At 53.3% G+C, this 12,777-nt stretch carries 14 protein-coding genes; 7 read left to right on the plus strand and 7 right to left on the minus strand.

Annotation, left to right across the window (positions count from 1 at the left end; translation table 11 throughout):
• Positions 1–74: 74 nt before the first annotated feature.
• From ridA to argF, 4 genes are all read right to left on the minus strand, one after another.
• A complete protein-coding gene (gene ridA / locus PAG01S_RS16065; protein ID WP_010251687.1) occupies positions 75–461 on the minus strand; it encodes a 2-iminobutanoate/2-iminopropanoate deaminase in 387 nt (128 codons plus the stop codon).
• Between the two features lie 72 nt (positions 462–533).
• Complete coding sequence (gene pyrI, locus PAG01S_RS16070) at positions 534–998, minus strand: aspartate carbamoyltransferase regulatory subunit (RefSeq protein ID WP_010251684.1); 465 nt, start codon at positions 996–998, stop codon at positions 534–536.
• 12 nt (positions 999–1,010) lie between these two features.
• Positions 1,011–1,946, minus strand: coding sequence for an aspartate carbamoyltransferase (gene pyrB, locus PAG01S_RS16075; protein WP_062759380.1), 936 nt, complete (start codon positions 1,944–1,946; stop codon positions 1,011–1,013).
• 315 nt (positions 1,947–2,261) lie between these two features.
• Positions 2,262–3,269, minus strand: coding sequence for an ornithine carbamoyltransferase (argF, locus tag PAG01S_RS16080; protein WP_062759381.1), 1,008 nt, complete (start codon positions 3,267–3,269; stop codon positions 2,262–2,264).
• 160 nt (positions 3,270–3,429) lie between these two features.
• Between argF and rraB the strand changes: the two genes are divergently transcribed.
• The 4 genes from rraB (at position 3,430) to PAG01S_RS16100 (ending at position 7,157) form a co-directional block, all read left to right on the plus strand.
• The gene (rraB, locus tag PAG01S_RS16085; protein ID WP_010251675.1) at positions 3,430–3,846 is read left to right on the plus strand and encodes a ribonuclease E inhibitor RraB; all 417 of its coding nucleotides are present in this window, start codon (positions 3,430–3,432) and stop codon (positions 3,844–3,846) included.
• Positions 3,847–3,900: 54 nt separating this feature from the next.
• Positions 3,901–4,662, plus strand: a complete 762-nt coding sequence (gene miaE, locus PAG01S_RS16090; RefSeq protein ID WP_062759382.1) for a tRNA isopentenyl-2-thiomethyl-A-37 hydroxylase MiaE — start codon at positions 3,901–3,903, stop codon at positions 4,660–4,662.
• Between the two features lie 370 nt (positions 4,663–5,032).
• Positions 5,033–6,361: an OprD family porin gene (locus tag PAG01S_RS16095; RefSeq protein WP_062759383.1), complete on the plus strand. Its 1,329-nt coding sequence runs from the start codon at positions 5,033–5,035 to the stop codon at positions 6,359–6,361.
• Positions 6,362–6,371: 10 nt separating this feature from the next.
• Positions 6,372–7,157: a histidine phosphatase family protein gene (locus PAG01S_RS16100; RefSeq protein WP_062759384.1), complete on the plus strand. Its 786-nt coding sequence runs from the start codon at positions 6,372–6,374 to the stop codon at positions 7,155–7,157.
• On the opposite strand, the gene PAG01S_RS16105 is transcribed toward PAG01S_RS16100, so the two are convergent.
• Positions 7,152–7,652 (minus strand): GNAT family N-acetyltransferase, encoded by a 501-nt coding sequence (locus tag PAG01S_RS16105; protein ID WP_010671786.1) that lies wholly within the window; start codon positions 7,650–7,652, stop codon positions 7,152–7,154. The genes PAG01S_RS16100 and PAG01S_RS16105 overlap by 6 nt on opposite strands.
• A 305-nt stretch (positions 7,653–7,957) precedes the next feature.
• On the opposite strand from PAG01S_RS16105, the gene PAG01S_RS16110 reads away from it, so the two are divergent.
• From PAG01S_RS16110 to PAG01S_RS22120, 3 genes are read left to right on the plus strand one after another with little or no spacing between them, the layout of a single operon-like run.
• Positions 7,958–8,437: an Hcp family type VI secretion system effector gene (locus tag PAG01S_RS16110; RefSeq protein WP_010671785.1), complete on the plus strand. Its 480-nt coding sequence runs from the start codon at positions 7,958–7,960 to the stop codon at positions 8,435–8,437.
• A 50-nt stretch (positions 8,438–8,487) separates the two neighbouring features.
• Positions 8,488–8,850, plus strand: a complete 363-nt coding sequence (locus PAG01S_RS16115) for a tlde1 domain-containing protein (RefSeq protein WP_010671784.1) — start codon at positions 8,488–8,490, stop codon at positions 8,848–8,850.
• On the plus strand, positions 8,847–9,368 hold the full coding sequence (locus PAG01S_RS22120; RefSeq protein WP_062759385.1) for a hypothetical protein: 522 nt from the start codon (positions 8,847–8,849) through the stop codon (positions 9,366–9,368). The genes PAG01S_RS16115 and PAG01S_RS22120 overlap by 4 nt, the downstream gene beginning before the upstream one ends.
• Before the next feature lie 51 nt (positions 9,369–9,419).
• Here the strand turns inward: PAG01S_RS22120 and PAG01S_RS16125 are convergent, their stop codons facing one another.
• Together PAG01S_RS16125 and PAG01S_RS16130 are read right to left on the minus strand one after the other, a co-directional pair.
• Complete coding sequence (locus PAG01S_RS16125; RefSeq protein WP_010251660.1) at positions 9,420–12,275, minus strand: valine--tRNA ligase; 2,856 nt, start codon at positions 12,273–12,275, stop codon at positions 9,420–9,422.
• 5 nt (positions 12,276–12,280) lie between these two features.
• Positions 12,281–12,739, minus strand: coding sequence for a DNA polymerase III subunit chi (locus PAG01S_RS16130; protein ID WP_010251657.1), 459 nt, complete (start codon positions 12,737–12,739; stop codon positions 12,281–12,283).
• Between the last annotated feature and the right edge of the window lie 38 nt (positions 12,740–12,777).

Below are 12,777 nucleotides of genomic sequence, written 5' to 3' on the forward strand. Positions count from 1 at the left end.
GATTCACCGCCTCTCTCCGGGATAGCCGGAGAGAGGCGGGCGCCCTCGTTAACAATAGATGTTAACAACGGAGATTAGCGACGAAGGGCAATCGCTTCGATTTCGATCTTCACATCTTTTGGCAGACGCGCCACTTCGACACAGGAACGCGCCGGGAAGTGAGCTTCATGCTCGGTGAAAAACGCCTCATAAGCCGCATTGACCGTGGCGAAGTCATTTAAGTCTTTCACGAACACCGTGGTCTTCACGATGTCGCCGACCTTCAGACCTGCTGCTTCAACAATCGCCTTCACATTTTCCAGTGACTGACGCGCCTGTGCGGCAACGTCATCCGCCACCTGGCCGGTCGCCGGATCCACCGGGATCTGACCCGAGGTGATGATCATGCTGCCCAGATCGACACCCTGAACATAGGGGCCGATAGCGGCAGGGGCTTTTTCAGTACTGATTTCACGAGACATCATTGCTCCTTTGATTACGTCGTCAGGCGGCGATGCCGCCGGTGTTGCCCATTATAAGGTCGGGCAGGGCGATTACCAGTGACCCAGCACCACATGGCGGGCGAACTCTTTTTCGCAATATTTGCACTTCAGATGCACATCGTCGGCGCGCTGCTTCACGGCAAAGCTGGAGAAGACCGGCTCGCTGCGGCTGATGCAGTTGCTGTTCGGGCAGGTCAGCACCCGTTCAACGTGGTCCGGCAGCGTCGGGGCGATCTTCGCGACCACTTCATAGTCGTCGATGCGGTTGACCGTGGCATGGGGCGCGTAGACCGCCAGCTGATTCACCTGATCGTCGGTGAGAAAGGTGTTCTCAATCTTGATCAGATCTTTGCGGCCCATCTCGCCCGAGGGCAGATTCAGGCCAATGGTAATGCGCTGATCGGTTTCGGTCAGCCGGAACAGGGAGAGCAATTTAAAGCCGATCTGCGCCGGAATATGGTCGATGACCGTGCCGCGTTTGATCGCTTCGACCTGCAGTTTGTTGTCCTGCGTCATGGGGGTATCTCCTTACAGGGCGAGTTCGCTGTTTAAAACCAGTGCCAGCAGAGCCTGGCGCGCATAGATGCCGTTACCCGCCTGCTGGAAATACCAGGCATACGGGGTTTTGTCGACATCGGTGGTGATTTCGTCGATGCGCGGCAGCGGGTGCAGTACCTTCATATTGTCGCGCGCTGTAGCGAGATCGGCGGCGCGCAGAATGAACTGCGCTTTGACGTTGGCATATTCTGACGGATCGAGCCGTTCTTTCTGCACGCGCGTCATGTAGAGGATATCGAGATGCGGCATCACCTCTTCAAAGCTGTCGTGACGTGACCAGCTGATATTCTTCTCATCCAGCATATCGGTGATATAGGCCGGCATCGCCAGCGCATCGGGCGCGATAAAAAAGAAGCGGTTGCCGTCAAACTTCGCCAGCGCCTGGGTCAGGGAGTGGACGGTTCGGCCATACTTCAGGTCGCCGACCATCGCCACATTCAGCTGATTAAGACGGCTCTGCGTCTCCTGAATGGTGAAGAGATCAAGCAGCGTCTGGGTCGGATGCTGGTTCGCGCCGTCACCGGCGTTGAGAATCGGGATGCCGCCGGAGAATTCGGTCGCCAGCCGCGCTGCGCCTTCCTGCGGGTGACGCATCACAATGGCATCGACGTAGGTGCTGATCACTGAAATGGTGTCGGCCAGGGTTTCGCCTTTTTTGCCCAGCGACGTATTACTGCCGTCAGCAAAGCCCACCGCTGACGCGCCGAGGCGATGAATGGCGGTTTCAAACGACAGGCGGGTACGGGTCGACGCCTCAAAGAAGCAGCTGGCGATAACCTTGTGCTTCAGCAGTTCCGGCTGCGGGTGGGCTTTCAGCTTTGCGGCGGTGTGTAGCGCCAGTTCCAGCTCTTCACGACTGAGGTCGTTGATTGAAATAATGTGCTTGCGATATAGCGGGTTAGCCATAGCTGTCTCCTCTGCGCGGCCGGATTGCGGACAAAAAAAAGCCCCTGCTTAAGGGGCTTTTTTAAGATCGGGTCGATGACCGAAAGAAACAGTAGCACCGCCTGCGGTCAGGCGTGATTGAGCGTCAAATTGTCCGCTGTGCTGTAGCATATTTCCTCCGGCAAATTGGGCCGCATTATACCCGTTCGCGGTGGGGCAGCAAGAGGAAAACGTTTGCGCCTGCTTAGCCGATCAGAGACCGGGCCAGATAAGACGGTGAATCGGCCGCTATGAGCGGGCGCGACTCAGCGTCCTCAGCCGCGCGGTGCTGGTCGGTCAGCGCTGGCCCAGCGTGGCCACCATTACCGCTTTAATCGTGTGCATCCGGTTCTCGGCCTGGTCGAACACAATGCTGTGCGGCGACTCAAATACCTCGTTGCTCACTTCCATGCCGTTGGGCAGATCGTACTGTTCCGCCATCTGCTGGCCCAGCGTGGTCTGGTCGTCGTGGAAGGCGGGCAGACAGTGCAGGAATTTAACCTGCGGGTTGCCGGTCAGATCGAGCATCGCCCGGTTCACCTGATAGTCACGCAGCAGCGCGATACGCTCGGCCCACACCGCTTTGGCTTCGCCCATCGACACCCAGACATCGGTGTAGATAAAGTCAGCGCCTTTCACGCCGTCGGCAATATTTTCGGTGAGGGTAATTTTCCCGCCGGTCTGCTGCGCGGCTTCACGGCACTGCGCCACCAGTTGCTCCTCTGGCCAGCAGCTCTTCGGTGCCACCAGACGCAGATCCAGCCCCACCTGTGCGGCGGCTTCCAGCATGGTGTTGCCCATGTTGTTGCGCGCATCACCCACATAAACCAGCGTCATCTCGCTGAGTTTTTTGCCCGGCAGATGCTCCTGCATGGTCAGCAGGTCGGCCAGCAGCTGGGTCGGATGAAACTCGGTGGTCAGGCCGTTCCACACCGGCACACCGGCATGTTCCGCCAGTGTTTCCACCAGTTCCTGTCCGTAACCGCGATACTGAATGCCATCGTACATCCGGCCCAGCACCCGCGCGGTGTCGCGCATCGACTCTTTATGGCCGATCTGGCTGCCACTCGGGCCAAGATAGGTGACGTTTGCACCCTGATCGTAAGCGGCAACTTCGAAAGAGCATCGGGTACGGGTCGAGTCTTTTTCGAAGATGAGCGCGATGTTTTTACCTTTCAGATGCTGCACTTCCTGGGCACTTTTTTTCGCCCGTTTCAATTCAGCGGAAAGGATAAGCAGGTGATCAATCTCGGCGGGCGTAAAATCCAGAAGTCTGAGGAAATGGCGCTGATACAGCTGACTCATACAACACTCCGGTAATCATTAAAGTGAATTAAAATTCAATCTAACCGGATGAATATGCATTTTCAAGTGCGGTGCTAATAAACTTTTCGTTTTGTGTAGTGGCGCGACGGGCAGTATGGGAAAATAATTGATTATTGCCGAACTCAGAGAGGATATCGTCATGGCATATGAAGCATTACTGGAAGAGCAGCAGGAAGAGACGCGGCAGATTATTGAAGAGCTGCTGGAGGATGGCAGCGATCCTGATGCGCTCTATACCATCGAGCACCATCTCTCATGCAATAATTTTGATTCGCTGGAAAAAGCGGCCGTTGATGCGTTCAAGCTGGGTTATGAAGTGACCGAGCCGGAAGAGCTGGAGCTGGAAGATGGCACCACCGTGATGTGCGTCGACATCATCAGCGAATCCGCCCTGAAGCCTGAACTGATCGATGTGCAGGTTGAGCAGCTGGTGAACCTGATTGGTAAGTACAACGTCGATTACGACGGCTGGGGTACCTATTTTGAAGATCCCGATGCCGAAGATGAAGATGACGACGCCATCGAAGATGAAGATGATGATGGTATTCGCCACTAAGTAGCCGGGGCGGAGAGTTCTCCGCCTGTCACCCCTGCCACCTGTTTTAACATCATGAACTACGCACCCTTACTTGAACCGATCTATCAGTTTCTGCACTGCCGCACGCCACAGGCCTGGATTGATGAGGCGCGCAAGCCGGAAAATCTGACCCTGCTGTTAACCGACCATCTGGTGTGCGAACTGAAAGCCGCACAGACCGCGGTGTGGTTGATCCGCAAATATGTTGCCGACAAACCCAGCGGCGACACCATTATGGCGTGGCTGAAACCCTATGAAGATTTTATCTTCCGCGAAGATGGCGACAGCGACTTTATCAACGCCCATAAGAACCTGACAAAACGTATCATCGTGCGCAATGCGCTGCCGTGGGCGGATGAGCTGGTGGAGAAGATGATGCTGCTGATTAAAGAGGAGCTGCATCACTTCTATCAGGTGTGGGAAATTATGCAGTCGCGCGGGCTGGTCTATCAGAAGATTACCTCCAGCCGCTATGCCAAATCGCTGCTGCGCGAAGTCACCACCCATGAACCGGAAACGCTGGTGGATAAGCTGATATGCGGCGCTTACATCGAGGCGCGCTCCTGCGAACGTTTCGCCAGTCTGGCACCTTATCTTGATGACGAACTGGCGAAGTTCTATCTGTCGCTGTTGCGCTCAGAGGCGCGGCATTATCAGGACTATTTAACCCTGGCGGCGCAGATTGCCACCAGAGACATCACGCCGCGGGTGCAGGTGATTGGGGCAACAGAAGGGCGGTTAATTAGCGAACCCGACAACGAATTACGCTTTCACAGCGGCGTACCGGCGTTCTGAAAAGAGTAAACGGAGCTCTTACGATGGCCGTTTATTTTTTATATTGAACCGGGTTGATTTTATTAATAATAAAAAGATAAATATTAACCATTAATCTAATGTGAACGCGTTACTTCCCCTAAATATAATTTGAGTGACCCCTCACAAAATACTTTATCTCTTCTGTTTTTTCTTTGCGGAATAACTATAGTGCTCTTGCCGGATTAGGATTGTTATTTTTCAAGCAAAACCTGATTCATAACACCTCTTTGCCAGAGAGGGTTGTGAATCAGGTTTTTTTTTGCACCGGCTATAGCCGGGGAAAAGAATCAGCGACTTTTTTTTGGCGTCCAGTTTTGCTAATAAGCATTTAATGGAAGGAGTCATTAACATGAGGGGAAAGCGAGGTATTCCGTTATTTATTTTACTGTTTTTGCAGCCACCTGGCGCATGGGCTGACTTTTCTGACGCATTATCGTTCTCTGACAATGCTTTCCTGCGTGATTCGCAACTCGATCTCAGACTGCGTAATCACTGGAAGTATCTCAAGGAAAATGAAGCGCAGCCTGCCGCTGTTCATAATGCCTGGGGACAGGCGGCAAGCCTGAATTTTCTTTCCGGCTATCAGTGGGACTGGCTGGGTTTCGATGCAACCTATACCCGAGCAATCAGGCTGGGAGCCAGCGACTACTTTGCCACGCGCGGCCTGCTTTACGACAGCGGCGGTCATCAGCAAAAAGCTGACGCGCACGGCTTCAGCAAGTTTGGTGAACGCTATCTGAAAGTGAAGCTGGGGGACGCGAATGCGGGATTTAAAGGAAAAGCGGGCTGGCAGGAGTTAAAAAACATCGGCGTGCTGACCACCACGGACCGCTTGTCACGCAACAGTTACTCAGGCTATAGCGGCGCGCTGAACGTGCAGAAGGTACGGCTGGATTTGGCTTACGTGACCAAAACGCTTCGCCACGACTCGCCGGAGAGTCTTGCCCTGCAAACCCAGGACCGACGAAAAATTAATGCGATCTATACCGGCGCACTGAGCTATACCGGTGATCGCGGACGTCTCGCCTACGCATTTGGCGAAGCGGAAGCCTACCAGCGGCGTCATGTTATCGAAGCGAATTACTCGCTCTCACCGAACTGGCGCTTGTCCTCTCAAATTTATGGCAGTCAGGGGCTGGAAAATTATAAAAGCATGGCGGCCAGCAAAAGATCGTTCGATAACCACGCGTGGCACTATGTCGGTGAAGCAGACTGGATTAACGACAGATGGACACAGAAATTCGCTGCCGCCTGGACTTCGGCGCCCAAACATAATGCGGTGGGATATTATGTGCGCCCGCTGACAAAAAATACCCGTGGGCGTTTCAACGCCCTGACCTCTGCCGGAAAAGATTATACCCGTGATAAAGAACTGGCGCTGGTGTCGCAGACGGAATTTGAAATTTCAAAAGGCATTTTTAGCGGATTTCAGATTAACTATGGACAGTTTAATTATCGTAATACGCGTATACGTTCGGGGGAAGTCGCGCTCATAAACCGCTTCATCGAACCCCATCCGGTCCTGAAGGATTTATCGGTCTTTACGCTATTCGGTTATGGCTGGTCATATAAGAATAATAAAGAAACCCCGGTTTTTAATGCGCAAGGGAAATATATGCGTTCTCCCAGCCTTTCTGCAGAGATCGCGGTTGAATATAAATTAAATCTGTTCAGATAAGGAAAATACGATGAAAAGAATTTTTAAAGCGTTGCTGATTCTTATTGTGGTTGGGGCTGTCGCAGGCGAAGCCTTTGCCGCCGATGTCACTCTCTACGTTACGCGGCATGGTAAAACGATGTTCAACACGGTGCATCGCGCGCAGGGATGGGCAGATACTCCGCTAACGCCAGCGGGGGTAGAGGTGGCGCAAAAGCTGGGACGCGGTCTGAAGACGATCCCGTTTATCGCCGTCTGGTCCAGCGATGCTGGCAGAGCGAGAGAAACCGCGCAGCTTGTGATGCAGGCATGGAAAGCGCCGCTGCCGCTGAACGAACGCCGGGAATTGCGGGAAGTGGGCTTTGGCCTGTATGAGGGCGATCTGAATAATAATATGTTGAACGATGCCGCCCATGAGTTGGGATTTGCATCCGATACGGCGCTAATGGAGGCCTATGGCAAAGGCAAGGTTCATGTCGACAGGATCATAGACGCTATCCGGCAGGCGGAAGCGTCAGGCACGCCGGCACTGAGAGGCATTAAATCAGCAGGCATGGCCGAAAGCTATCAGCAGGTTGCGAAGCGAATGGTCGATAGCCTGACTGAGATAGCGCAGCAGGCCCGGCAGCAGGGCGGCGGTAACGTTCTGGTGGTCACGCATGGCCTGGCGATTACAGCGCTACTGCAGGCGCTTGGCGATACGTCATTAAACCAGACGCTGGACAATGCGAGCGTGACCCGGCTGCGCTATACCGACAGCGGAGAGTTCGTGATTGAATCCATCAACGATATGAGTTACGTCGCGCGCGGCTTATAACTTCCGCAACATACGCACTTCGCAGTCGACATGGCCTGTGCAGCCCATCGCGCTGTCGATATGCTCGAAGCCGAGTGACTCATAGAGTTTAATGGCCCGCGTCAGGCTGGCGGTGGTTTCCAGATAGCAGCGACGGAAGCCGTGGCTGCGTGCATGTTCTATCGCCCGCAGCGCCAGTTCGCGTGCCAGACCCTGACCGCGCACCTCCGGCAGAAAGTACATCTTTTGCAGTTCGCAGATATCGGGCGCGCTGCAGGCGAGCGGCGCAACACCGCCGCCGCCGACCACCTTGCCCTGATACTCAACAATCCAGTAGGCGCTCTGTTCGGCACTGTAGAGCTCAAACAGCTGGTCGAGCTGCGGATCGGAAACGGTGTAGCCCTTGTCAGCCGTCAGGCCGAACTCCGCGGAAACGTCGCGGATCACCTGGGCGATATGCGGATTATCGGCGGCAGTAATCGGCCGCACCTGGAGGTGCTGAGAGTCAGAAATCATGTGGGAGTTGAACTATGTAAATCGGTTAGACGTTTACCAGAAGTAACATTATCGTCATGTAAAAGCAATATTCCTGACAATGCAGGGAGGCTTTAAAAACGTCATGTTTTTTAATGTCACTTGAAAATCTGTTTTATCATTTACACCTTACTATGTTCAGTAATAAGGGATTGTTTCTATCTTCTGGTCTTAATAGTGCTGATTACTTCACAATCAATTTGTTTGTCTTAATTGATGTGAATCAAAAATGCTGACTGCTACTCCTGTAAGTTAATACCTTTAACGCTAATTAAAGGATTAATTTCATGGCAATTCCAGCTTACCTATGGCTGAAAGATGATGGTGGCGCAGATATCAAAGGATCAGTTGACGTCCAACATCGAGAAGGAAGTATTGAAGTACTTAGTTTCATGCATGGTTTGAGCATACCGGTCGATCCTCACACCGGTAAACTCACAGGGACGCGTGTTCATAGTGCATTAGAATTCGAAAAAGAATTCGACTCATCCAGCCCTTATCTCTATAAAGCAGTCTCCTCCGGGCAAACACTCAGGTCAGCTGAAATAAAATGGTACCGTATTAATCACGCTGGCCAGGAAGAGGAGTACTTCAATATGTTCATTGAAGGAGTGAAAGTGGTGTCGGTTAATCCACTCATGCATAACATCAAATCCATTGAAAATATGAACCATCTTGAGTCAGTAACGCTGCGCTACGAAAAAATCACCTGGAAGTACTGTGATGGCAATATTCAGCACTCCGATTCATGGAAGGAACGCACATAATTCAACTATCAATGGCGCAGCAATTCTGTGAGTCATTTTAAGGAGCGTGTATGACATGGGTCTATGACGTCAGAAAGCGATCTTTTACACGAGATGGTGTCTATAAATTCGATGCGTTATATGCCGGGGCTGAAGGATATAAAGACGATCCTGCATTAGCATGTGAGGTGAACAAAGGTCCTTTGCCAGCAGGAAAGTATAAGATTGCCAGTCCTATGGCAAAGCATCCTACAGCCGGACGATTTGTTCTCCGTCTGATACCTTATGCGGGTAACAATATGTGTGGTCGCGCCGGATTTCTTATTCATGGAGATAACGGCTTTGGTACCGCTTCGAATGGCTGTATTGTCGCGTCTTTCAATGTAAGAAAAAGTATTGCGGATAGCGGCGACAGGGAGTTAATAGTGAAATGAAATGGCTCATTATTTTGCTATTAGCATTGTTTTCCGTCTCCTGTTCATCAGGAAGGTTCAATTCTGCAGAACATGTTTTGTCAGATAAAGTGATTACGGCATCCCGCAATAATGACAGCAGTTCACTTTCAGATGCTGATTATGACAAGATAACAGAATATCTTTCTCAGGGCCGGACACGCTGGATTGAACTTTACCCCATTCTTAATCGATCGCCATTCTTAGGCGCAACCTCTTTTCAGGAAGGTCTGGACATCGCGATGGCCTATGCCTTACCTGAAAATCCTGGCGCGGTAATGAAATACGTTAATCAAGGCAATGTTAATAAGCTATGCGGCATGCCATTTATTGAGCCGACGCCGGATGAAACAGATGCGTACTTTTTAAAAGCCCGCACGGCGCTTACTCAGTTAACGTCAGAAAGTGACCGGGAAAAAAGATGCCTGTCTGTATTAGAAAAGAGTCATGATCATCTTGCTGCTGAAACAAGGACGGGAAGGGTGTCATCGAAAAAATGATTTAAAAAACCCCGCGCCAGAGCGCAGGGTTTTTTCAGAGCGAGGAATCAATCAGAGCGCCGCAATGACCGCCTGCTGTTCAATCAGTTTTGTTTTTGATTGTTGCAGGTCCGCTACGCGTTCGCGCTCTTTCGCCACCACCGCTTCCGGAGCACGCGAAACAAAGCCTTCGTTCGCCAGCTTGGTTTCGATCTTCTCGATTTCCACATCCAGCTTAACCAGCTCTTTCGCCAGACGCTCCAGCTCGGCGGTTTTATCCACCAGATCCGCCATCGGGATCAGTAGCTCTGCGCCTTCGACCAGTTTGGTCACCGACACCGGACCTTTCTCGCCTGCAGGCAGAATGGTCAGGCTTTCCAGACGCGCAAGGCGCGACAGGAAGTTGCGGTTGGCTTCAACGCGACGCAGCGCCGCAGGCGAGCAGTCACGCAGCAGCACATCCAGCGGCTTGCTCAGTGCGATGTTCATCTCGGCACGGATATTACGCACCGCCACGATCGCCTGTTTCATCCACTCAATGTCCGCTTTCGCTTCGGCATCTTCTTTCGCCGCATCGTACTGCGGGAAAGGCTGCAGCATGATGGTGTCGTCGCTGATATTTTTCAGCCCCTTCACGCGCTGCCAGATGGTTTCAGTGATAAACGGAATGATCGGATGCGCCAGACGCAGCAGCGCTTCCAGCACGTGAACCAGCGTATGACGGGTGCCACGCAGTTCAGATTCACTGCCGCTGTTCATGACCGGCTTGGTCAGCTCCAGATACCAGTCGCAGAACTGGTTCCAGGTGAAGTCATACAGCAGGTTAGCCGCGATATCGAAACGGTAGCTATCCAGCGCTTCACGGTACGCTTTCACCGTATTGTTGAACTCGGTCAGGATCCAGCGATCTGCCAGCGACAGCGTCATTTCGCCGCCATTCTGTCCGCAATCCTGCTCTTCGGTGTTCATCAGCACAAAGCGGCTGGCGTTCCACAGCTTGTTACAGAAGTTGCGATAGCCTTCCAGGCGCTTCATGTCCCAGTTGATGTCGCGACCGGTAGAGGCCAGCGCCGCCAGGGTGAAACGCAGCGCATCGGTGCCTGATGGCTCGATGCCGTCCGGGAACTGCTTCTCGGTACGTTTGCGGATTTTCTCCGCCAGCTGTGGCTGCATCATGTTGCCGGTGCGTTTTTCCAGCAGTGCTTCCAGTGAAATGCCGTCGACCATATCCAGCGGGTCAATCACGTTGCCCTTGGATTTCGACATCTTCTGACCTTCTTCATCACGGATCAGACCGGTCATGTAGACGGTTTTAAACGGTACCTGTGGTTTGCCGTTTTCATCTTTGATGAAGTGCATGGTCAGCATGATCATGCGGGCAATCCAGAAGAAGATGATGTCGAAGCCGCTGACCAGCACACTGGTCGGATGGAAAGTACGCAGCGCTTCGGTGTTTTCCGGCCAGCCCAGGGTGGAGAAGGTCCACAGACCTGAGGAGAACCAGGTATCCAGCACGTCATCATCCTGACGCAGCGCCACATCGGCGGCCAGGTTATTCTCGGCGCGCACTTCGTCTTCGGTGCGGCCGACGTAGACGTTACCGTTGTCGTCATACCACGCCGGGATGCGGTGACCCCACCAGAGCTGACGGGAGATACACCAGTCCTGAATATCGCGCATCCAGGAGAAGTACATGTTTTCGTACTGCTTCGGTACAAACTGGATGTCGCCGTTTTCAACGGCTTCAACCGCGACTTTCGCCAGCGGTGCGGTACGCACATACCACTGATCAGTCAGCATCGGCTCGATAACCACGCCGCCACGGTCGCCGTAGGGCACGGTCAGATCGTGGGGTTTGATCTCTTCAAGCAGGCCGAGTTCATCGACAGCGGCAACAATCGCTTTACGCGCCGCGAAGCGTTCCATGTTCTGGAAAGCCGCCGGGATCTCATCGGAACAGGCATCGCTGGCTTCGCCATTGGTGTCATACACCTGAGCACGGTCGCGGATATCGCCGTCGAAGGTCAGGATGTTGATCATCGGCAGTTTGTGACGACGGCCGACTTCGTAGTCGTTGAAGTCATGCGCCGGGGTGATCTTGACGCAGCCGGTGCCTTTTTCCATGTCGGCATGTTCGTCGCCAACGATAGGGATAAGACGGCCAACCAGCGGCAGCATCACAAATTTGCCGATCAGATCTTTGTAACGTGGATCTTCCGGGTTAACGGCGACGCCGGTATCGCCCAGCAGGGTTTCCGGACGCGTGGTGGCGACCACCAGATAATCTTTGCCGTCGGCGGTTTTTGCGCCGTCAGCCAGTGGATAGCGGATATGCCACATCGAGCCTTTGCTCTCGCGGTTTTCCACTTCCAGGTCGGAGATTGCGGTACGCAGTTTTGGATCCCAGTTCACCAGGCGTTTGCCACGGTAGATCAGGTTCTCTTTATAGAGGCGAACAAACACCTCTTTCACGGCGTTGGAAAGGCCGTCGTCCATGGTGAAGCGCTCGCGCTCCCAGTCGACGGAGTTGCCCAGACGGCGCATCTGGCGGGTAATGGTGCCGCCGGATTCTGCTTTCCACTGCCAGATTTTGTCGATGAACGCATCACGGCCATAGTCCTGGCGCGTCTTGCCCTCTTCAGCCGCAATTTTGCGCTCAACCACCATCTGCGTGGCGATGCCCGCGTGGTCAGTACCTGCTTGCCACAGGGTATTTTTCCCCTGCATGCGCTGGTAACGGATCATGGTGTCCATGATGGTTTGCTGGAAGGCGTGACCCATGTGCAAGCTACCGGTGACGTTCGGCGGCGGGATCATGATGCAAAAGCTTTCCTGGCTGGTATCGCCATTCGGTTTGAAGTAGCCCTGCTTTTCCCAATGCTCGTAAAGCGGCTGCTCGATATCTTGCGGGTTATATGTCTTTTCCATTTCTGCTATGTCGTTTGCGGCTGTGGTGGCGCTGCCGTATTCAATTGGAATCCAACGCTGCGATACGCTTTATAGCGGTCGCGCGCCAGTTGTTTGAGCGTGTCTTCGTAAGGAACGAAGTCTATCACTTCATGGAAAGCAGTAGCAAAATCTGCGAAGTGGGGCAGCAGGCTAATCAGCAGGTCACGCGGTGAACTGCCGCGACGCTGTGGCCAGGCCAGCTCAACCGGCGCACCGTAGCGCGGGCCTTCACCCGCCAGGTTATGCGGCACGAAGGCGTTTGCCGGTCGTTGCCACAGCGCTTCGTCGAGACGAATGGCTTGCTGTTCATCTTCGCAGGCGATCAACACCCGCTTTCCGGCCCGCCAGCGTGTTTCCGCCAGATTGCACACCAGCGCTTCAACGGCGCTAAGGCCATCGCTCGTTGCATCGGTTTCCAGCACGTAGAAGGTTGCGTTTTTCATCGGTTTGCTCATCAGAAGATCAAGGGCGGAATGATATC

Source organism: Pantoea agglomerans NBRC 102470 (assembly GCF_001598475.1).
GTDB classification, from domain to species: domain Bacteria; phylum Pseudomonadota; class Gammaproteobacteria; order Enterobacterales; family Enterobacteriaceae; genus Pantoea; species Pantoea agglomerans.